Source organism: Caballeronia udeis (assembly GCF_001544555.2).
Classification (GTDB): domain Bacteria; phylum Pseudomonadota; class Gammaproteobacteria; order Burkholderiales; family Burkholderiaceae; genus Caballeronia; species Caballeronia udeis.
The window spans coordinates 59,497-80,713 of the sequence record NZ_FCOK02000042.1 but is presented as its reverse complement, the minus strand read 5'-3'; the positions used below and the strand labels follow the sequence as shown (position 1 = coordinate 80,713).

The window sequence follows — 21,217 nt, the reverse complement described above, 5'->3', positions numbered from 1 at the left end:
GCGCCGCACCAGCGCTTCTTTTCTTTCTGCTGAGTAGGTTTTCATTCACTCTGATTTTACCGCCCCCGGACCATGTCTATAAGAATCAGATAACACGACAAGTAGTCTGACGCCGGGGGCCGACGCAATCTTTCGGATGCTCAGACTGACCGACGGGCTCTTACATCGAAAAGCGAAACGTAGGACAGACGTCCATGCCACGAAGCTACGTCGAATCATTGTCCCACTTTGGATTTTTTTTGTTGCCAGGCTTTTCGATGATAGCGTTTTCGAATGCTATCGAACCTCTGAGGGCAGCGAATCTGCGAAGTGGCCTGCATCTATATCGGTGGTCTCTGCTAAGTGTTGACGGGGGGTTCGTTGCTGCGAGCAATAGCTTATCGCTAAAGACATCAACGTTGGACAGCACCGACGTACCGGATATCGTCTTCGTATGCGGCGGGACTGCTATACAACGCACCACGCCACTCAACGCATTGCCGTTTCTACGAAAACTAGCGACAACGCGTTGTGTACTGGGTAGTCTATGCACCGGCACACACGCCTTGGTGAAAGCAGGCCTCCTCGACGGTTACGCGTGCACAATTCATTGGGCATACCTTTCGGCCTTAAAGGAACAGCATCCATCCGTTCGCTTTTTAAACGATTTGTTCGTGATCGATCGAGACCGGGTTACTTGCTCTGGCGGAATCGCGCCAATTCGAATGATGCTTAACCTGATTCAAACAAGAGCCGGAGCGGCCGTTGCTCGAGCGATCTCGGAGCAGTTCATACTGTACGAGACACGAGTGGTTACCGAACAGCAGCAAGTTCCGTACGATGCATCGTACGGTTCAGCACACCAGCCACTCGTCAAGGCTATAAGACTTATGGAAGCGAATGCTGAGGAACCGCTTTCGGTTGCCGACCTTGCTCGTTCGATGAGCCTGTCCTCCAGGCAATTGCAGCGCATTTTCAAGCAGTGCGTATCCATGACCCCTGCCCGCTACTACCTTACGCTGCGTCTGCGCCGCGCGCGCGAGCTGCTCGGTCAAACCAATATGCCAGTAATGCAGATTGCATTGGCATGCGGATTCCGTTCGTCGAGTCACTTTTGCAGCAGTTATCGCGACTTGTTTGGCCTCCCCCCATTTAGCGAAAGACGTAAGTCTCAGCTTGGTAGCACTTCTCCGACAGGTTTTATTAGATAAGCATTTTCATAAGCCCGCCAACTGACCGTTCGCCAGCTCGCAGCGCGGCGCCCGAGGGGCCGCCACGATTTACTCCCGCTGATCGGCACGGTTCGCCTGAATGGAACCGCGCCCTCCGCGTGGCATATTGCGTGCAATGATCGCCATAGTGGGCGCGCTGACGGCAGCGACAACCGCAGTCGCAGTTACGGCTAAAGAAATTGATAAATGGCCGTTCGTGATGTGAAAAGAGTCAGCGTCGATCTACCTCAAACGTTACTCGGGCGCCCGTCGTTCATCGTCGCCGCCAGCCATTCGGCCACGGGAGCGATCACCGCGTTGTCGAGGAATCTCGAACGACAGATGTATCCGTAACCTTTTCTCTCAACAGACGGTCCGACCGCTACCATCGTGCCATCTTTGATTGCTTGTTCAACGAGCACCGACCAGCCGAGAGCGAGACCAAATCCTTCCTTCACGGCGTTCAAAAGCAACGGATAGTTGTTGTAGCGAATGCGGGGCTTCTGCACTGGCATAGGCAAGTGTGCAAGCCGGCTCCATTGCTCCCAGTCGAGCCACCTCGGGTCCGCTCGGTCTAAATGCAAAAGCGGAACGGTGCTCAGTTGCGTCTCGGTGACCACCTCCGATATCAGGTACTTCGAGGCAAAAGACGGGCTGCAAATGGGAAAGACGAACTCATTCATCAGGAGCCGCTCGTTCTTTTCGTCAGGCTTCACCCGTCCGAATCGAATTGCCAGGTCGGCCTGCGCCATTTCGGGTGCATCGTCCAGATCCACCGGCGTGATTTCGAAGTGCAAGTGCGGAAACGTCTTTTCCAGGTCGGCCATCCGGGGGAGCAGCCAGACGTGCGCAAAGCCAAAATGTGCCGCGATCGTCACTTTTCGTTTGTCCGGAATACCGCTGGTTTTATATTGCCGCACCGCCGATTCCAACGCTTTCAGAGCATTGGAGACATCCTCGTATAGCCGCCTTCCTGTCTCCGTCGTTGCGACGCGGCCGCCTGTTCGGTCAAAAAGAAGTGTGCCCAAGGAGTCTTCCAATTGCCGAATTCGCTGAGAGATCGCGGGCTGCGTGCTATCAAGCTCCTTCGCCGCGGCCGTCATTGAGCCCAGTCGTACCGTCGCTTCAAAAGCGATTAGTGCCTTGATGGAGGGTAGCCCTCGGTCTCGCAGGTCATAAGGATTTTGCATGGTGAGTATAAATTGGCGACCGGGTCGCGAGGAATAATGGCTTCTGATACTCACACATGATTTTTTGAATAGCAACGCCAGCCGGCATACCTCTACTGTGGAGTCACTGTGAAATCTTCGATCGCCCCGCTCGTCGCTGCACTACTCGCGACATTTACCACGCTGGCTGTTGCAGCCGATCCTGAAAGCTGCGCAAACATCAAGCTTGGCGACATCGGATGGACTGACAATGCGGCCAACAACGGGCTCGCCACGGTTGTAGCTGAAGGGCTCGGCTACAAGGTCACAAAAACAACGGCCTCCGTTCCGATCGCAATGATCGGCGTAAAGGGCGGCCAACTTGACGCTTTTCTCGACTACTGGTCACCCGCACTTGATACGACCGTGCTGCCTTTCAAGGACGCGGTCGACATTCAGTCCGAGCCCAACATGGTAGGGGCGAAGGAAACTCTGGCGGTGCCGAGATATCTCTACGACGCGGGGCTAAAAACCTTCAACGACCTTCCAAAGTACAAGGATCAATTGGGCGGTCGCATCTATGGTATCGAGGTCGGAAGTGGCGCGAACAAGCTGATTGCCAAGATGATCGCTGACAACGACTATGACACTGGCGGATTCAAATTAGTCGAATCAAGCGAGGCAGCAATGCTTGTTGAAGTAAAGAGAGCAACGAGCAAGAAAGCACCGATCGTGTTCGTAGGGTGGGCTCCGCATCCCATGAACCTGGAAAACGATATGGTCTATCTGAGCGGGGGCGACAAGGTATTCGGTCCGGACTACGGCGCGGCGAAGGTGCACACCGTGCTTTCGAAGCATTTCGAAAGCAGCTGTTCCAATTCAGCGAAACTCTTCAGGCAACTGCGATTCACGCCCGAGATGGAAGGAACGATCATGCAAAGTGTCATGGCCAAGAAAGATGCCCTGGATGCCTCGAGGGCATATCTTAAGCAGCACGGCGACGTCCTTCCGGTTTGGCTCAACGGCGTCACGACTGTGGACGGGAAAGACGGCCTTGCAGCGGTCAAGCAATCTTTAGGGCTCTGATTTCTTCATTTGCCTGTGGGCCCATGCAAATTTTGAATGATGCCAATCATCCGTGGCTACTTGGTCGGCGATTGGCAACATTCGAAAATGCGACTTTCAGAAGGACATCCTCATGAGCCAACTTTCATTTCGCGTCGACCCCGGATCAGCCGTCGTCAACGTTATCGCAAATGGCAAGATCGTACCGTTAAGTCCGCTTTGGTTGAGAGAACGCTGCCAGGACAAGGAATATCTCGATTCAAAAACCCAACAACGCCTTTTCGATCCGCATACCCTCGATCCCAACATTCAGGTCCTATCGGCGGAACAAGTCGATGACACCCGAGTCCGCGTCGAATTTAGCGACGGATATGCAGGTGATTACTCGATATTGGCCATCGCCCCCGACTTCGATTTCGATGATGGATTGCCTTCGCCAAAGGCATGGACTAGCGACCTGGATACGGGGAAGATCAAATTCTCTTACCCTTCGCTCGATAGTAAAGCGGTACTTTTCAAAGCGATCGAAACGTATCTGGAATACGGCGCACTCATCCTGACCGACGTTCCGACTGAACGCGAAAGCATCTTGCAAGTGGCCGAGACATTTGGTCATGTTCGTGTGACAAACTTTGGGAAGTACTTCGACGTAATGTCGCGTCCGGACTCAAACGACCTCGCCTATCGGCCAGTTCGATTAGGACCCCACACCGACAACCCGTACCGTGACCCCGTGCCGGGCATCCAGCTGCTGCACTGCTTGGTGAACGAGACGAGCGGCGGATATTCGACCTTGGTCGACAGTCTCAGCGTGATTCGGAAATTGGCTGAAGAAGATCCCAGAGGGGTCGAGCTTCTTTCTCAGATATCAGTCAAGTTCCGCTTTGTCGACGGCGACACTGAGCTCATCGAGCGGCGGCCCATGATAGAGCTTGACCACCAGGGGCGCCCGACCGGCGTGCACTACAGTCCTCGCCTGGATTACCTTCCGCTACTGGACGATGCAACCACGGTTGCCTTTCACAAGGCGCGGCAACGGCTCGGCGAGCTATTCTCGGCCCCCTCTTACGAGCTGTATTTCCGCCTGCAAGCCGGCGAACTCATGATGTTTGACAACAACCGCGTCCTGCATGGACGAACGTCGTTCAATCCCAATGAGGGTCTTCGGCATCTCCAGGGTTGCTACATTGACCTTGACGGACCACGCGGTCGATACCTGAGCCTCAAGCGGACTGCTGCGTTGTAACTGCCGTGGACATATTTAAATCGCGTTGGGCAAACCGGAGGGAACAGACATGGAACGCGTGAACTTTACGCAGATGAAAGATGGGACGGCAGAAGAGTATTTTCTCCTGCGGGACCTTGAAGGGCCGTTTCTTGAGCGCACTGCAGATCGTTTGCTGGACGAATTGTGCCGCCAGCAAGACGACACACTTGAAGGTTACCGGATCACGCGGCTTGAACATGCGCTTCAATGTGCGACTCGTGCATTGCGCGATGGTTCGGATGACGACTGGATAGTTGCAGCACTTTTCCATGACATTGCCGACGGTTTGTCTCCGCAAAATCATGATCGTGCAGCAGCCGAGATTTTGCGGCCGTTTGTCCGTGAAGACGTGTGTTGGGTCGTCGAGCATCATGGCTTGTTCCAGACGTTTTACTACGGTCATCACTACGGCTGGGACCGTCATGCTCGCGACGCTTACAAAGACCACCCTAACTATGAAAAGGCGGTCGACTTCTGCGAACAATGGGATCAGGCGTCGTTTGATGATAGCTATTCGTGGGAGCCGATTGATACTTTCATTCCTATCGTAAAACGGGTTTTCAGGCGGAAGGCGCATGTAATGCAAGACGGCGATCCTCGAGCATCGCTTCATCGATAAATTGGAAACTTCTACATGTCACTGACGATTGAGCAGATTGTAGAGAATGGGCTTTGCATCGGCTGTGGCCTTTGTCGCAGCATCGCCGGTTCGGACCGCATTTCAATTGTGACGACGCTGGAAGGGAGAGAGCGTCCTTTGGTTACCGGGTCGCTCGACATTGCAACGCTCGATCGCATCAATGCCGTCTGTCCTGGGACGCGAGTAGAGGGGGCCGCTTCCAGAACCAGCGGACCGGACACCAAGTCGGACCTGATTTGGGGAACAGTTGAAAAACTGGCGATCGGCTATGCGGGTGAACCTTCAGTTCGCCATCAAGCTTCAACGGGTGGTGTCCTTACCGCACTTAGCCAGTATCTGTTGAAAAGCGGAAAGGTCAAATTTATCCTTCATGTCGCCGCCTCGCGATCGGAGCCGATGCGATCGGAGCGCAGGCTGAGTTTTGATTCGGCGTCGATTCTTGAGGCTGCGGGATCTCGCTACGGGCCGGCTGCACCTCTCATCGATTTCCTCTCCATCCTTGACCGGAACGAACCGTTTGCTCTGGTAGCAAAGCCTTGTGACATTTCAGCGGTGCGCAATTTGGGGCGGCTCGATTCACGCGTCGAGGCAAATATGCGTTATGCGCTTACGCTGGTATGTGGTGGCGCATCGGATCTAACAAAATCGGAAGACGTCCTGTCGGATTTGAGTGTGAAGGAACGGGACCTGGCGCTGTTTCGGTATCGGGGTTACGGCAATCCGGGGATGACGCGTATTGAAACGAAAGACGACCGTGTGTTCGAGCTGACCTACCAGAAGATGTGGGAGCAAGAGTCAACCTGGATGATTCAACCTCGATGCAAGATCTGCCCTGACGCGATTGGTGAGAGCGCTGACATCGTGGCATCGGATGTGTGGCCCGGAGGTGGACCATCCGGAGATGATGCAGGTTTTAACGGGATTATCGTACGCAACCAACGCGGCTTGGAGCTTTATCAAGCAGCGGTATCAGCAGGTGCAATTGTGGTCGATCCGCAAGAAGTTGCCTTCGCGGACTTCAACCACTTCCAGCCCCATCAAGTCCGTAAAAAACGTGCGGTATGGGCGCGTCTTGCCGGACTCAAAGCCGCTGGCCGATCGATACCGCTGGTGCGCAGTCTTCGAATTGAAGAGTGCGCAAGGACGAACACGCATGCGTCGAACCTCGCGGAAGCACGCGCCGCGTTACGCCGGGCACGCAGCGGAAAGCTGGGTGAGCCAAAGGTTGTGCGACGCCCACATTCGAAATTTATCGAGCCGCCTGTTTAATACGCCGAACGATGATGTTCGCGCTTCACCGAGGCATCCGATGATCGCAGATAGGGAGATGATCCGACATGTTGGATAGATTTGTTGCAGCGGCTGAAACCGCTGATGCGTTCAACGCGCAGCTTCGCGTTGATTTGGCAGCCGCGTTTCGGCTAGCAGTTGCCTTCGACTGGCACGAGTCAGTCGGTAATCATCTCAGCGTCGCGTTGTCTCCGGACGGCAAAAAGTTTCTAATGAATCCGCGCTGGAAGCACTTTGCGAGTATCAACGCTTACGATTTGCTCTCGCTTGACAGCGACGACCTCGAAACGATGCAGCGGCCGAACGCGCCAGACCCCTCCGCGTGGGCGATCCACAGCCGTATTCACGCGGCTCTCCCTCATGCTCGCTGTATCCTGCATTTGCACCCGCCCTATTCGACCGCGCTGTCTACGTTGGCTGATCCGACAATTCTTCCCATTGACGGAAACACCGCTCGGTTTTACGGTCGCACAGCAATCGACCTTGGCTATGACGGTATCGCTGACGATGCGGCAGAGGGCGACCGTCTCGTCAGCGTCTTAGCTGATAAAAGTGTCCTGATAATGGGCAACCATGGCGTTCTTGTAGTCGCACCCACGATTGCGGCCGCGTTCGAAGATTTCTATTTCCTGGAAAAGGCGTCCAAGACTCTCGTCCTTGCATACTCTACGGGAAAACCGTTGAACGTTATGTCGCCTGAGCTCGCGACGAGGACTTCACATGGGTGGGCGGCGTATTCCGACATGGCGACCGCTCACTTTGCTCAACTCAAGCAGATGTTGGATGAAAGCGGTTCGACGTACGCCTCTTTGAATCGTGAGGGCCGGTGTCAGATCTCGACGAAATGCCCTTGTCCGGCGGCAGCACTTCCTTGAGCATGGCCGTGGCCTGCCGGTATGGCAAATGAACCGCTCAATTCGCCTGGAGGTATTCCAGCTCCGGAGTGACGCGCCTGATCAGGTCTTTGGACAAGGGATGCACCACATGCTGTGGCGTACGCGCAGTCCGCTGGCAAGCATACGACCACTGCCGCGGACTCTTCACCGTCACCTTGAGGTAGACAGTGCGCAGCACCGTCGAGCGACTGTCCTTGTGGTCCAAGGCCGCACCGCAGGTCCGACAATGGGTCTGGCCTGAGAGCCACGACTGCACCTGTTACCTTCCTCAACCGTATCATTGTCTCCGTCGGCCAACCTTGCTTCGACGGATCTGGTGCAAATAGGTGGCGTAGCCGAGATGTTGCTTATAGATATGGATACCTTATCGATTAAACAAGACAACATTCCAGATGGAGGGCTCAGCTGTCGCGAGAAATATCGACGTGCGCCCCTTCGGTACCGGCGCTAGCGGCGTTATCCGCCGATATCGATCCCGCCCGCTGGAACATACCGGCGCAGCTTTACGTGCGAGTCGAGCAACACAAGCAGTGATTGCTTGACGGCATCGGCAATCGTCTCGGAGAGGGTGGGGAACTCGCCGCGCCTGCCTACCAGGTAGATCGAACGGACAGAATTGCCCCTATCTATCGGGATCAGATCGATGACGTCGACAAAACGGGTTCCTGTCTGCAGCAGGCATGTGGGGGTGGTGATGGCCCATCCCAGTCCTTGCGCTACCAGCAAGGTCAAGGTGTCTGCATGATCGACTTCCAGCTTTCTCGGGAGATCGAGTTCGTTGTATCTCAGGATTCTCTCGACGCGTATTCCAAGCGTGGAGCCGCGGCTGAAGCGAATGAACGGTTGAGTATCGGCGAGCATTCGCAGGGTGGCGAGCGACCCGTCGCGAAGCGAGCCGCGACCTGAAATCGCGACAAAATTTTCCTTGTAGAGAAGCTTATGCTCGAAAGCCGGATTATCGACGAACTCATTGGTCGAGATGATGAGGTCGAGCTCGCGGCTAAGAAGCGCCTCTTCCTGTGCGATTGCCATGCCAATCTGAACCGACAGTCCGCTCGTGCGCGCCAGAAGTTGCTTGATGACCGAAGGTCCGATGGTGTTCGCAACTGAATCGATCATTCCGATGCGAAGATAGGATCCTTCCGTCTTCGAAGCATCCGTTGCATGAGCCTTCAACTGGCGGGCGAGCGCGATGAGCGGTTCGGCATTCTCCGAAATGTAGAGCCCGGCAGAGGTCAGCGAGAGCGGCCGCCGCGCGCGATCGATCAGCACGAGTCCGAGCGACTGCTCGAGTTGCGCCACGGCCTGCGACACGGCGGACTGACTGATGCCCAATACGCCGGCCGCCGCTGACATGCTTCCCATGGACGCAACAGTCAGGAACACGTCGAGCTGGTAAAGATCGACCGGACGGTCGCTCTGCTTGCTCACATCCGCCTCACATCCTGTCTCATCTCCGGCCTCGCATCGGTCGCCCCGGTCCTTGGCGTGCGGACTGGTCCGGCACCACCGTTTTTTCTGCACGCAGCCATAAGAATTCCTTATTCAGCGACCAGCGCGCGACGGACTCCACGCGCGAATCTAGAATTGCGAACGAGATTTTACACACGCAATGCAAATGGAGACCGATAAAAATGAACCTGTCCCGAGAGATGAGCTTCGACAGCGCCGCTGCCCCGCCACCTTCCATCGCGCTGGAAGACGCACCGCTGACTCCCTTTCACCTTCGCGTGACGTTTGCCGGCACCGGCGGACAATTCAGCGACGGCTTCGTGCTCGGCATCATTGGTATCGCGCTGGCCATCGCCACGCCGCAACTGCATTTGAACGCCGTGTGGCTCGGCATTCTCGGCGCGGCATCGCTGGCGGGACTTTTCGCAGGCAGCCTGTTCGCCGGCCCGTTCGTCGACCGCTTCGGCCGCCGCGCGTTGTTCAACTATGACATGGCGCTCTTCGCCATTATCTCGGTTGCGCAATTCTGGGTCAGCAGCCCGGCACAGCTTCTTGTTCTTCGCCTGTTGCTCGGCATCACGCTCGGTTTCGACTATGTGGTGAGCAAGGCCCTCGTGGTCGAATATTCGCCGCGCCGCATGCGCGGGCGACTCCTCAGTTGGCTTGCTATTGCCTGGGCGCTGGGTTATGTGAGCGCCTACGTGGTCGGCTACGTCCTGAAGGACCACGGCCCCGACGTCTGGCGTCTCATGCTGCTGTCAAGCGCCGTGCCGGCAGCGGTCGTATTTCTCTTTCGCGTACGCATTCCCGAGTCGCCGCTGTGGCTGCAGCGCAAGGGGCGAACCGTGGAGGCGCTGGCGATCATCCACGACAATATCGGTCCGAACGTGCACTTGAATCATTCTGTTGACGCCGTGCCGCAAGCCGCCAATACGGGCTCGGCCACAAGCGTGTTCTCCAGAAAGTGGCGGATGCGATTGTTCATCGCGTGCTTTTTCTATATGTGTCTCGTCATTCCGTATTTCTCGTTGGGCACCTTCTCACCGATGGTGTTCGACTCGCTGCATATCAAGGACAAATTCCTCGCCGGACTCATTTACAACGTCTTCCTGTTGGTAGGCACGATAGCCGGGGCAATGATCGTGGACCGGATCAGCCGACGCGCCTTCCTGCTGAGCGGCTTCTTCATTTCAGCTGTTCTACTCGCGAGCCTGTCGTTCGGCGCGCACTTGCCGGGTGTTGCAATCGTCGGTTTATTCGCTGTATTCGCCTGCGTATTGAGCGGCACGAACAACCTATGCTTTCTCTATCCGCAAGAATTATTCTCGACTGAAGTTCGGGCCACGGCACTCGGCTTTGCTGTTGCCGCCAGCAGGATCGGCTCCGCCGTGACCACTTTTCTGTTTCCGAGCATCGTGGCGATCTACGGCGGGCAGGCAGCAGTGTATCTATGCGTGGCCGTACTCGCTATAGGTGGGGTGGTATGCGCATTCTGGGCGCCCGAGACGAGCCGTGCATCGCTCGAGAGCTGATACAGGTCACTTTAAAAAGGCAACATGATGGAACCGCAACGGATCGAAGTCGATGCACTGGGTGAATGCGGTCTGCCAGTGGATGCGCTGTACGGCATTCACTCGCTGCGCGGCAAGATCAACTTTCCCTACTCCGGAGAAACGCTCGCTGCTTACCCGGAATTCGTAGCGTGGCTGGTTCGCACGAAAATGGTGGTCGCACAGGTCAATGCGCGTTATGGCAAGTTGAGCGCCGACCAAAGCGCGGCCATCGTGGCGGCATGTATCGAATTAGCCGATCAGAAGCATGCGCATGCATTGATTGTCGATCCGCTGGAGGGCTCATGCGGGACGTCGATCAACATGAATATCAACGAGGTACTGGCGAATCGGGCACTTCAGTTGATGGGGTACCGCCCCGGCCAGTACGAATTCCTGCACCCGCTTGATCACGTGAACTATGCGCAGTCGACCAGCGATGTGTTGCTGACCGCTGTCAAGCTGACGCTCCTCATAGCGCTCAAACGACTCACCACGACAATCGACGGACTCGCCACTTCCCTGCGAACAAAACAGAAGCAGTTCGACGGAATTCTACGCATCGGCCGTACCTGCCTGCAAGATGCGTTGCCGATGCGGCTCGACCAGGCGTTCGGTGGATACGCTTCGCTTGCGGAAAGAACGTCCGCGGCGTTGTGCGCGCACGTGCCCGCCATGTGCGAGATAGCGCTGGGAGCGACTGCTGTCGGAACGGGGCTGGGGACGTATCGTGGTTATCGGCAAGCCGTGACCGAGGCGCTATCGGAACTTGCGGGGCACCCGCTTACGCAAAGTCATGACCTGTTCGACGCCATTCAGAACATGGACGTGTTTGCGGCGCTTTCTTCCACGGTGAAAACTACCGCATTGTCGCTCGCGAAAATAGCGAACGATCTGGTGCTCCTCAGCTCCGGACCACGAGGCGGAATCGGCGAACTGCAATTGGCGCCACGCCAGGCAGGCTCGTCGATGATGCCCGGGAAAGTCAATCCTGTGCATGCGATGGGCCTGACGCAAATTGCCTACTTCGTCGCGGGAGCCGATCAAAGCGTCATGCTTGCTGCCGCCGCCGGACAGCTTGAGACGAATAACTACATGCCGCTCATCGCGGTATCGCTGTTCAAAGCGGTAGCGACGCTGCAACACGCAATATTGGCGTTCGATGAGCATTGTGTGCAGCCGATGACAGCCAATCGGGAAGTGAGCGAGCGTAACCTGCTTGAGTCGACGGCAATCGCTCCTGCGCTGAAAGCGGAAATTGGATATGCGCGCGCCGCCTTACTTGTTGGCAACGCACACGCGTCAGGGCGCCCTTTGGTCGAAGTAATCGTCTCGGATGGAGTTATGCGTCAGGAGAAGGTCTTGGATCTGTTGCGCCAAAGCAGCGGACATCCCGATTTACATGATGACTGATCCACATCCACCATGTCCTGACGCACACCCGATCTCGTAAATTATCGCGTTCCACGGGCGGCATTCGCCGAAGTATCCCTATCGCGACAAAATCACCATTCGACGGTGCACCGGTGGGCTATCACGTTGCTGCCTGCGCTCGGTAAGGCATTCGGACCGAGCAAGAAAAAGGTTGGTCGAAGTTGGTGAAGGGATGAGATCTACATCAAGGTCAAGGGCGAATGGAAGTACCTGTGTCGGGCCGTCGATAAGGCCGGCGACACGATTGACTTCCTGTTCCGCGCCAAGCGGGACAAGGCCGCGGCCCGGCGCTATCTGCGTCGGAAAGAGCGGCTACACCGCCCGTTGCCGCGGAACCGCTTGGCAAAGCGTAGCCGTTTCAGCATGGCCGGCAGCAGGGTTCGGCAGGGCTTGAATAAGTTGCGCTTCGCAAGTATATTAGTTGCGAAGCGCAACTAATTGGAGCGGCCATGGACTATGTCGAGTTGCCTGAGAAATCGCGGGATCACACCATCCTCGAGCTTCGCGACTTTTCGCGAAAGCTGGTACGCGAGCTTGGTTTCATGCGCAATACACTGGCCGACAGCGACCTCGCGCCGTCGGCCGTTCACGCGGTAATAGAAATTGGGTTGGCGCCTGGGCTTCCGGCGCGCGATCTCGCTGACATCCTGCGGCTCGACAAGTCGAACACCAGCAGGCAGTTGGCGAAACTCGAATCGCTAGGGCTGGTGACACGGGAAACATCGAGTGATGACGGCCGGTCGTCCCGGCTATTCCTGACGGCAGCCGGCAAGAAGTTGCAGCAAAAGATCGACCGGTTTGCAACCGATCAGGTCTCCCATGCACTTCGGCGGCTGATGCCCGCCGATCAGCAAACGCTGGTCCGCTCCCTGGCGCTTTACGCGGATGCTTTAGCGCAGGACAACGTCAACAAGACACCGAGACCGGCTGCATCCATCGATGAAAAAATCCAGGAGGGTTATCTGCCTGGATGCATTGGCGACATAGCAAGCCTGCATGCCCGCTTCTATTCGCAGGCGGCAGGCTTTGGCGTCTTCTTCGAAAAGAAAGTGGCTACCGAGCTGGCGGAGTTTGCGATGACCTTGCCGTCTCCGGGCAAGGCGCTGTGGCTCTATGTCGAAAACGGCCGGTCGCTTGCTTCGATCGCCATAGACTCGGACGACGGCCACGACCGGCTTGCTCATCTGCGATGGTTTATTGTCGACGAGTCTTTGCGCGGCTCAGGTGTCGGACGGCGCGTGCTCTACAAGGCACTGGATTTTGTCGACCGGGAATTCGATGAAACCTATCTCTGGACCTTCAAGAGCCTTGATGCCGCACGGCATCTGTACGAATCATCAGGCTTTCAATTGACCGAGGAAGCAGAGGGTTCGCAGTGGGGCACTCATGTGACCGAGCAGAAATTCATCCGTCGTTCAGGCCGGATGTCTTAGCAATCGCGCTCGATAAAGACTGACACCCAAGCGCGTACTTGGCTCTTTATAAAACATGCAGTCAAATACTTGCATATCTGTGCCGCGCTGGCTAATATGCAGTCAGGAGGCTGCATATGACATCATCAACTGATCGTATTGAAAGACAGATCCTGATCGAGGCACCGCGTTCGCGGGTCTGGCGTGCGTTGTCGAATGCTGAAGAATTCGGCGACTGGTTCGGCATGGATTTCAAAGGGAAAACCTTTGTCGCGGGCATGCCCGTCCAGGGGCGGATCACTCACCCCGGATACGAACATCTTGTCTGCGAGATGTTGATTGAACGTATTGAACCTGAGCGGCTATTTTCCTGGCGCTGGCATCCGGGCGCCATTGATCTGAGCGTCGACTATTCCGCTGAGCCCACCACGCTTGTCGTATTCGAGCTTGAAGAGCTTGACGCGGGTACGTTGGTCCGCATAGTTGAAACCGGTTTCGACAATATCCCGCCTGCGCGCCGCGTGAACGCGTTTCGCCTGAACAGCAAGGGGTGGGAAGCGCAATTGACGAACATCGAGAAACATGTTGCCACGGGCTAAGACTCCTTCGAACAAAGCGCTGCTCAAGGGCGCGGCGCAACGAAACGCGGCGGCGGTTTTCGCCGCGCTAGGCGACGAGACACGGTTGCGTCTCGTCGCTGTGCTGTGCGCGGGCAGCGCAATGTCGATCGCGCAGCTCACCGCGGGAACGGACATCACGCGGCAATCGGTCACGCAGCACCTGCAGGTGCTGGCGAACGCGGGTCTGGTGCGCGACGTCAAGGTCGGGCGTGAGCGCTTGTGGGAATTCGAACCAACGCATCTGGAAGCCGCCCGGCAATCTCTTGAAACGATCGCGCAGCAGTGGGATCACGCGCTGATGAAACTGAAGCTGGCCGTGGAGCGTTAAAGCGCTTGGCGATCCGGTGGGTTTGTTGTGCATCGCAAGCTAAGTCCAGGCGCGTTTTCGTCTTGGACGGTCTTGGACCGGCCAAGTCAGGTTCGTACCCAGCGTGGATTTTCTTATACCGCTGCTGTGGCTAGGTATCGTGATATCGGTTTTCGCGCAGTTGCTTTTTTACAAGCTGATACGGGCCGGTAACCTGGTCAACGTGACAAGCCTCTTTTATCTCGTGCCCGTAGTCACCGCCGTCATGGACTATCTCGTGCTGGGCAATCGCCTGGCGCCTCTTGGACTAGCTGGAATGGTGTCGATCCTAGCGGGTCCGGTGCTGGTATGTCGCGCCGCACCCGCACGGAAACGCTAAGCGCTGAACGCTTCACTACTGGCTCTGATACCCGGTTCGTTATCCGGGTATCAGAGCCGAACCCGCAATCAGGACGTCACGGCAATCACATCGACTTCCACCAGCCATTCCGGCCGGGCCAGCGCCGTCACGGTGAGCCCGGTCGACACGGCATGGACGCCCTTCAACCAGCGCCCTACAACGCGATACACGGCTTCGCGGTAACGCACGTCGGTCAGATAGATCGTCACCTTGCAGATGTCTTCCAGCTTGCTGCCCGCTTCTTCCAGAAGCATCTTTACATTGGCCATGGCCTTCTCGGCTTGCGCGGCGGCGTCGCCGATACCGACAGATTCATAGGTGTCGATGTCCTGGCCAATCTGGCCTCGAAGGAAAATCATGTTCCCCGCAACGACCGCCTGCGCGAGGTCGTTGTCGAGTGATTGTTCCGGGTAGGTTATTTTTGTGTTGAATGGACGAATGCGAATGTGTTCCATGAATGCTGTCCGGGGTAAGTTCAATGCGTAAGGATGCGCGATAAAAACGGCGGCGCGATCGGTCACATCAGCGGCGGTTGTCGAAATAACCTGCGCGGATTGCGCTGCCGATCAGGTTGAGAATCAACCGCCCTGCCGTGATACACGAGATCTGGTTGACGTCCTTCTCAGGCTGAATTTCAACAATATCCATGCCCACCACGCGGCCCTTCTTCACCAGACCATGAATCAGCTTGCGTGCTTGCAGGAAGGTCACGCCACCCGGCGCCGGGCCTGCTACGGCCGGCATCACCGACGGATCGAGCCCGTCGGCATCAATGGTCAGGTAGTAGTTGCCGCCATCCGGAATGCGCGCAAGCACGGCGTCCATGCCAACGTCGTGAAGTTCGTACGCGGTGATCAGCTCTGATCCATAAGCCTTGGCCGCGCGCAATTCTTCCGGGCGGCCGCTACCCTGCGCACGCAACCCGATCTGCACGATCTTCGCGACATGCTTCATCTCCGAGGCGCGGCGGATCGGGCTCGAGAGCCCGTCACGCACGCCGTTCACTTCGTCGCGCCAGTCGAGATGCGCGTCGACATGAACGAGCGTGATCGGGCCGAGGCTGTCGAAGGCGCGCAGTACCGGCGTCGTAATACCGTGGTCGCCACCCATCACGATCGGCAACGCGCCCGCAGCAAGAATTTTCCGCACCACCGCTTCCACACGCTCATAGTGACTGCCCGGCGCCGCCAGATCCGCCATCACATCGCCGCAATCGACAAAGCGGATATCGTCGCGTTCCTGCAAGAGCGGTCCGTCGATATCGAAATCGTAATGGCCAGGCGAGCGAACCACGCGGTCGGTCGCTTGACGTATTGCGGTGGGCGCGTTGGTCTGGTCATTGGTGAAGTCAGCGGCGGAATAGGCGGAACCGTAGGGCATGCCGAGTACGGCGATGTCGGCCTCCAGATTGTCCAGATCCATCGCGAGTTGCGAGTACAGCAAAGTCTTGTGGCCCGTTTTTGGAGGGACGGTCAACGGCTTTGTCATGATTAGGTATCCTTTATTCAAGATTCATGCACCCGGCATGGCGGCCAACATCAGGCTCGCCGGTAACGGGTCGCGTAACGCTCCGACCACTGCCCAGCAACATCGAGCAGCACACTGCAGAGCCAGTAGATCAGCGCGGTCGTACCAAGCACCTCGACGTAAGCGAAGGTGTCGGCGGTAAGCAGGTTGCTCTGATAGGTGAGTTCGGTGAGGCTCATCACCGAGAAGATCGACGAATCCTTGAACATCATGATCGTGAGGCTGGTGGTGGCCGGCGCCAGATACCCAAAAATCTGCGGCAGCACGACATGACGCTGAACCTGAAGTCCGGATAGCCCCAGCGACCTTGCGGCCTGGACCTGACCATGGGCGAGGCTGCCGAACGCCGCACGCAGGATTTCGCAGAAGTAACCACCCGTGTAGAACGCGGTCGCTGCTACGCCAATGGCGAACGCCGGCATGGTGACCCCCACTTTCGGCAAGCCAAAGAAGCTGAGATAAACGAGAATCAGGAACGGCACATTGCGCACGATTTCCACATAAGCCAGCGCGCTTGCCTGCAGCAAGCGCAACGAGGACGCACGAAAGTACGCGGCAACGGTTCCCAGCGCAATGCCAAGCGGAATGCCCAGCACGCAGACCTGCGCCGTGACCTTGAGCCCCTTCAGGAGCGGCAGGATGGACGACTCGACAACAGCGAAGTCAATGGACATTGGGCAGCACCTTCGCCACGCGGCGTTCGAGACCACGCGATGCCGATGACGCGAGAAACAGGATCGCGAAGTAGACGGCCGCGGTCGCGGAGAACACCTGCAACGGCAGGTTCGTCTGCAGCGTGGCGTCGCGTGCGACCGTTGCCAAGTCATGCACCGCGATGATCGACATCAGCGAGGAAGCCTTCAGAAGCATCGTGAACTCGTTGGTCAGCGGCGGGATGGAACGATAGAAAAGCTGCGGAAACACGATATAGCGCCAAACCTGCACCGGCGGCATGCCCAGTGCCCGAGCGGCCGGTATCTGTCCGCGGCCGAGCGAGTTGAATGCGCCGCGCAGGATCTCGGACACGTACGCCGCCGTATTCAACACCAATGCAAGAATGCCGGCTTGCAGCGGCGAGAGCGGCAGATTGAGCACCGAAGGCAGGACGTAATACGCCACCAGCATCTGGATCAATGCCGGCGTGCCGCGTATCACGCTGACATAAAGAATCACGACCGCGGCCAGCACGCGTCCACCATGCTGACGCACAAGCAGCAGCAGCGAGCCGGTCACCATGCCGAGCGCGAACGCCACTACGCTCGCCGCGATCGTGGTGGCGGCACCCTCTGCGACATCGTGAAGGAAAGGTCCAAGCGCGACGATCAGGCTGCTCAAAGAGGCGAACATGCAGCGCTCCGGCTCAGACCGCGCCTTCCGGTAAATAGCCGCTGGTCGGGAGGTTCATCGTGTAACCGAACCACTTCTGCTGCAGTTGCGCGAGCTGGCCGTTCTTCGTCAGTTCCGCGAGCGACGTATTGATGAAGTCGCGAATCTCCTTGTCTTGCGGATTCGCAACCCACGCGAGCATCTTCGGCTCGCCAATCTTGCCGACCACGCGAAACTGTCCCGGCTCCTTCTTCATCAGGACCGCGACAATATTCGACGGCAGGATACCGATGTCGAGCGTCTTGTTCGTCAACGCAACCATCACGTCCGGATAGGCCTGAAACAGCTTGATGTCCGCATAACCGGCGCCCTTTGTTTTCAGTTGCGTGTCGAACGCCTGGGCGATCGGTTGTGACGACGAACCCATCTGGGTACCGACTACCTTCCCGGCTGCATCGTCCGCCCTGGTGATGGTGGTGTCGCTTGCACGCACGACCAGCACCGTGTCGACCACGCCGACCGGCTCGGAGAACGCGAAGCGTTTTGCCCGGTCCGGATTGATGCCGACACTCGTCGCGACGAAATCGAACTTGTGGGTCATGAGGCCGGGCAGCAAGCCCTGGAACGGCAGGTTGACCTGGTTGAGCGTGACCCCTAGCCTGGCCGCCATGTACACGAGAATGTCGTGACCGTAGCCCACCACCTTACCGTTTTCGACGAATTCAAACGGCTCGTAAGCGGCCTCGGTGCCAACCGTCAGCTTGCCGCGCTGGCGGATATCGGCCAGTGTTCCGCCCTCGGCGAACGCGAAGGACGGCATGGCCAGCGCAAGCGAAACACCGCTTGCCACGGTAAGGAATTTGCGTCGGTCGAGCGTGATCATGAAGTCCCCGGGAAACTTTGAAAAGCGTTGAGAAGCGCTGATGAGGGAAATGTAGGTAGTCAAAAAAGTTTTGAAAAACCATTTTTTCGTTGATATGGTTCCGGAAACCGAAACCTTTTAAAGCGCGCATCGATGAAGAAAATGGACCTGACCGAGCGTGACCTGCGCTCGCTGCGCGTGTTTTGCGCGGCCGCCCAGGCGAGCGGATTCGCGGCGGCGGAGCGCGCGTTGTCGATGTCGAAGGCGTCGATCAGCCGGCATATCAATGAGGTTGAGGCGCGGCTTGGCGTGAAGCTTTGCGAGCGCGGCCCGGGCGGCTTTCAGCTCACGGAGGGCGGCGAAGTTGCGTTGCGGGTGGCGTTGCAGGCGCTCGAAGCGCTGGAGCGGATCAAGCCTGAAGTCGACGCTGTGCGCGGGGTGTTGTCCGGGCCGCTTTTACTCGGAACGTCCGAGCATGTGATGACACATGAGGGGTGCAGGATTTCGGAGGCGCTCGGCGAGTTGCACCGGATCGCGCCGCTGGTGCGGCCGACGTTGTCCGTCATGACCTTTGGTGATCTTGGCGCGGCGCTAACCGAGCGGCGCGTACAGATCGCCATTCGCGGCGCCTACAAGCGTATCCGGGCGTTCCGCCACTACCCACTGTTCACTGAAACGCATCGCGTGTTTTATCGGCCGGCGACTGCGGGCGAGATTCACGCGCATGGCGATACGCGCGCGTTACCGCTGGTTTATCGGCCTCATCCGTTTGTTGAAGATGCACTTGCCACGCAAGGGTTTGTGCAGGGGCTGGAGGTGAGCGGGCTGGAAGCCGTCGCGATGATGGTGGCTACAGGGCGTTATGTCGGGCTGCTGCCTGAGCATTACGCTGCGCAGCTTGCCCCGCGGTATGAGTTTGCAGTGCTGCCGGACTCCCCGTTTTATTCAATGCCGTTTTGTGCAATCGTCGAGGAGGTACGCCCCTTGACGCGAGCCGCCGAAGCGTTCTTGAATCTGCTTTTGGAAGTGCATCGGCAGGAGGTGTAAGACCGCTTCTCTTCTGCCCTGATTTCGTGCGATGCACCGAATCGATCGCCAAGAACTAGTGCACACGCTACTTTCCAGATTCCGTTCACTACGCCAGGCCATTGTTTTAAAGGCCATCACTCTCCTGGCATGGTTCACGTACAGTCACGCCGGCGCAAAACGAGGACAGTGAGCGCGTACGCGAGGATTTCCGCGCAAACTTGTTGAGCCTGCTCGCTGGCGGGCGCATTATTCTCATGCCCACGATGCCCGACGTCGCCCCGCTGCTGTCGGACACCGACGAAGCGCTGGAGTCGTACCGTAACCAGGCGATCAGGATGCTGTGCGTCGCGGGACTTGGCGGATGCCCTCAGCTCTCGCTGCCATTCATGCAGATAGACGGTGTACCGCTGGGCTTTTCATTGATCGGGCCGCCCGGCAGCGACAAGGGCTTGATTGAACTGGGCCGCATGCTGATGGCCTGAAACCGTCCAACAGGGGAGGAAACCGCATGACCCGCTCACCGGCAGTTCCCACGCAGCAGGTATCAAACGATCGCGCGATAGTCACCGAGTGGCGATTCGCACCGGGAGCCGAGACCGGCTGGCACGCCCATGGGCACGACTACATTGTCGTTCCGCAAACCAGCGGTGAACTCCTGCTTGAAACCAAAACAGGCAACCGAGTTTCCGAACTGCGTGCCGGGCAGAGTTATGCCGGATTGAAGGGCGTTGAACACAACGTTGTCAACGCCAGCGACCATGAGGTTGTGTTCGTCGAGATCGAGATCATCTGAGAGTCTGGCCGAGCGCGGCGCAGCGCCGGCCGGCTAGTTGGCAAGGTGGACGCGCTCGCCTTCATCGGGTTCAAACCAATCCGGATTGCGTTCGGCGACTGGTTTTAGCGAGACCAGGATTTCACGCAGATGGGCGCGCATGGCTTCTTCAGCGGCATCGGCGTCATGCGCTTTCAGTCCACTCAGAATCCGTGCGTGCTGCTTGATCAGCAATTCAAGCGGCGAGACTTCCGGCAGGCTCAGATAACGCACGCGATCCATTTGGGCCTTGATGTCCTGGATGGTGTCCCATGCCGCGACGCAGTCAATGGATTGTGCGATCAGGAAGTGAAACCGTTCGTCGAGCGCAAGGAACGATGTGGTGTCGTTCACCTTTGCCGCGGTCTTCTGGTCGCGTAGATTTTCGGCGAGCTCCGCAAGCTGTTCCGTGGTGATTTCGACCGCGGCCTTGCGGGCCACCGCGGCCTCGATCGCTTCCCGGATGAACCTGCCTTCGCGCACGCGTCGTGGAGAGATCTTCTTCACGAAGGTTCCTCTTTGCGGCAGCACCTGCAGCACGCCCGACTCGACGAGCTTGATAAACGCTTCGCGAACCGGTTGCCGGGAGACCTGGAACATTTCTGAAACTTCGGTTTCGGACAGAGGCGTGCCCGGCACCAGCGCGCCCGAAAAAATGGCTTCGCGCAGGGCGCGAAAGATTTGTTTGCCGATGGGCTCGTGCGACTCAACCTGAAGCTGAGCACGCAGATTGGGCAGCGCTACACGTGGTTCAGTTGCGCGAGCGCGGCCACGGGCAGGCGCGGCCGGCGATGTAGAGGAAGCCGCTCTTTCATTGCTACCGATGCCGTCTAACGAAGACGACGCGTCACGTCGCAACGGCGCCGGCAAGACGTTTTTCGTGACCATGACCCATACCTGAACGAAGAGTAAAGAGAGGACAAAGATAAAGCCTGGACTTCATCTTGTCACCTACCATACTACCACGCCGCAGCGGTTGATTTAGACGTTG

22 protein-coding genes and 4 pseudogenes are annotated in these 21,217 nt (G+C 57.5%); 17 read left to right on the top strand and 9 right to left on the bottom strand.

Features of this window, described 5'->3' with window-relative positions:
- Positions 1–194: 194 nt before the first annotated feature.
- Together AWB69_RS50865 and AWB69_RS49620 are read left to right on the top strand one after the other, a co-directional pair.
- Positions 195–713 (top strand): annotated as a pseudogene (locus AWB69_RS50865) (AraC family transcriptional regulator); the annotation flags it as partial.
- Between the two features lie 75 nt (positions 714–788).
- Entirely contained in the window at positions 789–1,190 is a 402-nt protein-coding gene (locus AWB69_RS49620; RefSeq protein ID WP_231937233.1) for a helix-turn-helix domain-containing protein, read from the top strand.
- A 248-nt stretch (positions 1,191–1,438) separates the two neighbouring features.
- On the opposite strand, the gene AWB69_RS26390 is transcribed toward AWB69_RS49620, so the two are convergent.
- On the bottom strand, positions 1,439–2,380 hold the full coding sequence (locus AWB69_RS26390; RefSeq protein WP_063977912.1) for a LysR substrate-binding domain-containing protein: 942 nt from the start codon (positions 2,378–2,380) through the stop codon (positions 1,439–1,441).
- 108 nt (positions 2,381–2,488) lie between these two features.
- Between AWB69_RS26390 and AWB69_RS26385 the strand changes: the two genes are divergently transcribed.
- From AWB69_RS26385 to AWB69_RS26365, 5 genes are all read left to right on the top strand, one after another.
- On the top strand, positions 2,489–3,424 hold the full coding sequence (locus AWB69_RS26385; protein ID WP_062089772.1) for a glycine betaine ABC transporter substrate-binding protein: 936 nt from the start codon (positions 2,489–2,491) through the stop codon (positions 3,422–3,424).
- A 112-nt stretch (positions 3,425–3,536) separates the two neighbouring features.
- A complete protein-coding gene (locus tag AWB69_RS26380; protein WP_062089771.1) occupies positions 3,537–4,649 on the top strand; it encodes a TauD/TfdA family dioxygenase in 1,113 nt (370 codons plus the stop codon).
- A gap of 49 nt (positions 4,650–4,698) precedes the next feature.
- Positions 4,699–5,289 (top strand): HD domain-containing protein, encoded by a 591-nt coding sequence (locus tag AWB69_RS26375; RefSeq protein ID WP_062089770.1) that lies wholly within the window; start codon positions 4,699–4,701, stop codon positions 5,287–5,289.
- Positions 5,290–5,304: 15 nt separating this feature from the next.
- Complete coding sequence (locus tag AWB69_RS26370; protein ID WP_156528979.1) at positions 5,305–6,579, top strand: Coenzyme F420 hydrogenase/dehydrogenase, beta subunit C-terminal domain; 1,275 nt, start codon at positions 5,305–5,307, stop codon at positions 6,577–6,579.
- A gap of 68 nt (positions 6,580–6,647) precedes the next feature.
- Positions 6,648–7,475, top strand: coding sequence for a class II aldolase/adducin family protein (locus tag AWB69_RS26365; RefSeq protein ID WP_063977911.1), 828 nt, complete (start codon positions 6,648–6,650; stop codon positions 7,473–7,475).
- Between the two features lie 37 nt (positions 7,476–7,512).
- On the opposite strand, the gene AWB69_RS47995 is transcribed toward AWB69_RS26365, so the two are convergent.
- Both AWB69_RS47995 and AWB69_RS26360 read right to left on the bottom strand, forming a co-directional pair.
- The gene (locus tag AWB69_RS47995) at positions 7,513–7,701 is read right to left on the bottom strand and encodes a hypothetical protein (RefSeq protein ID WP_156528978.1); all 189 of its coding nucleotides are present in this window, start codon (positions 7,699–7,701) and stop codon (positions 7,513–7,515) included.
- Between the two features lie 251 nt (positions 7,702–7,952).
- Positions 7,953–8,927: a LysR family transcriptional regulator gene (locus AWB69_RS26360; protein WP_062089769.1), complete on the bottom strand. Its 975-nt coding sequence runs from the start codon at positions 8,925–8,927 to the stop codon at positions 7,953–7,955.
- A gap of 203 nt (positions 8,928–9,130) precedes the next feature.
- On the opposite strand from AWB69_RS26360, the gene AWB69_RS26355 reads away from it, so the two are divergent.
- The 7 genes and pseudogenes from AWB69_RS26355 to AWB69_RS26330 all read left to right on the top strand — a co-directional run.
- Positions 9,131–10,480 carry an MFS transporter gene (locus AWB69_RS26355; protein ID WP_063977910.1) on the top strand — a complete coding sequence of 450 codons (1,350 nt, stop codon included), beginning with the start codon at positions 9,131–9,133 and terminating at the stop codon, positions 10,478–10,480.
- A 24-nt stretch (positions 10,481–10,504) separates the two neighbouring features.
- On the top strand, positions 10,505–11,911 hold the full coding sequence (locus AWB69_RS26350) for a lyase family protein (protein WP_082913595.1): 1,407 nt from the start codon (positions 10,505–10,507) through the stop codon (positions 11,909–11,911).
- A 96-nt stretch (positions 11,912–12,007) separates the two neighbouring features.
- A pseudogene (locus AWB69_RS50860) lies at positions 12,008–12,235 on the top strand (DDE-type integrase/transposase/recombinase); the annotation flags it as partial.
- Positions 12,236–12,381: 146 nt separating this feature from the next.
- Entirely contained in the window at positions 12,382–13,365 is a 984-nt protein-coding gene (locus AWB69_RS26345) for a helix-turn-helix domain-containing GNAT family N-acetyltransferase (RefSeq protein ID WP_062089766.1), read from the top strand.
- A gap of 116 nt (positions 13,366–13,481) precedes the next feature.
- A complete protein-coding gene (locus tag AWB69_RS26340) occupies positions 13,482–13,943 on the top strand; it encodes an SRPBCC family protein (RefSeq protein WP_062089765.1) in 462 nt (153 codons plus the stop codon).
- Complete coding sequence (locus AWB69_RS26335) at positions 13,927–14,292, top strand: ArsR/SmtB family transcription factor (RefSeq protein ID WP_062089764.1); 366 nt, start codon at positions 13,927–13,929, stop codon at positions 14,290–14,292. The genes AWB69_RS26340 and AWB69_RS26335 overlap by 17 nt, the downstream gene beginning before the upstream one ends.
- 85 nt (positions 14,293–14,377) lie before the next feature.
- Positions 14,378–14,650, top strand: a pseudogene (locus tag AWB69_RS26330) (EamA family transporter); the annotation flags it as partial.
- Positions 14,651–14,718: 68 nt separating this feature from the next.
- On the opposite strand, the gene AWB69_RS26325 reads toward AWB69_RS26330, so the two are convergent.
- From AWB69_RS26325 to AWB69_RS26305, 5 genes are all read right to left on the bottom strand, one after another.
- The gene (locus AWB69_RS26325; RefSeq protein WP_062089762.1) at positions 14,719–15,126 is read right to left on the bottom strand and encodes a RidA family protein; all 408 of its coding nucleotides are present in this window, start codon (positions 15,124–15,126) and stop codon (positions 14,719–14,721) included.
- Positions 15,127–15,193: 67 nt separating this feature from the next.
- Positions 15,194–16,159 carry an agmatinase gene (locus AWB69_RS26320; protein ID WP_062089761.1) on the bottom strand — a complete coding sequence of 322 codons (966 nt, stop codon included), beginning with the start codon at positions 16,157–16,159 and terminating at the stop codon, positions 15,194–15,196.
- 50 nt (positions 16,160–16,209) lie between these two features.
- On the bottom strand, positions 16,210–16,872 hold the full coding sequence (locus AWB69_RS26315) for an amino acid ABC transporter permease (protein ID WP_062089760.1): 663 nt from the start codon (positions 16,870–16,872) through the stop codon (positions 16,210–16,212).
- Positions 16,862–17,545 (bottom strand): amino acid ABC transporter permease, encoded by a 684-nt coding sequence (locus tag AWB69_RS26310; RefSeq protein WP_062089759.1) that lies wholly within the window; start codon positions 17,543–17,545, stop codon positions 16,862–16,864. The genes AWB69_RS26315 and AWB69_RS26310 overlap by 11 nt, the downstream gene beginning before the upstream one ends.
- Positions 17,546–17,558: 13 nt before the next feature.
- Positions 17,559–18,407 (bottom strand): transporter substrate-binding domain-containing protein, encoded by an 849-nt coding sequence (locus tag AWB69_RS26305; RefSeq protein WP_062089758.1) that lies wholly within the window; start codon positions 18,405–18,407, stop codon positions 17,559–17,561.
- Positions 18,408–18,539: 132 nt separating this feature from the next.
- Here AWB69_RS26305 and AWB69_RS26300 point away from each other — a divergent pair, with 132 nt between their 5' ends.
- From AWB69_RS26300 to AWB69_RS26290, 3 genes and pseudogenes are all read left to right on the top strand, one after another.
- Positions 18,540–19,433 carry a LysR family transcriptional regulator gene (locus AWB69_RS26300; RefSeq protein WP_062089757.1) on the top strand — a complete coding sequence of 298 codons (894 nt, stop codon included), beginning with the start codon at positions 18,540–18,542 and terminating at the stop codon, positions 19,431–19,433.
- Positions 19,434–19,612: 179 nt separating this feature from the next.
- Positions 19,613–19,897: pseudogene (locus AWB69_RS26295) on the top strand (amidase family protein); the annotation flags it as partial.
- A 26-nt stretch (positions 19,898–19,923) separates the two neighbouring features.
- Positions 19,924–20,208: a cupin domain-containing protein gene (locus tag AWB69_RS26290; RefSeq protein ID WP_062089755.1), complete on the top strand. Its 285-nt coding sequence runs from the start codon at positions 19,924–19,926 to the stop codon at positions 20,206–20,208.
- Between the two features lie 33 nt (positions 20,209–20,241).
- Here the strand turns inward: AWB69_RS26290 and AWB69_RS26285 are convergent, their stop codons facing one another.
- Entirely contained in the window at positions 20,242–21,114 is an 873-nt protein-coding gene (locus AWB69_RS26285) for a GntR family transcriptional regulator (RefSeq protein WP_062089754.1), read from the bottom strand.
- Between the last annotated feature and the right edge of the window lie 103 nt (positions 21,115–21,217).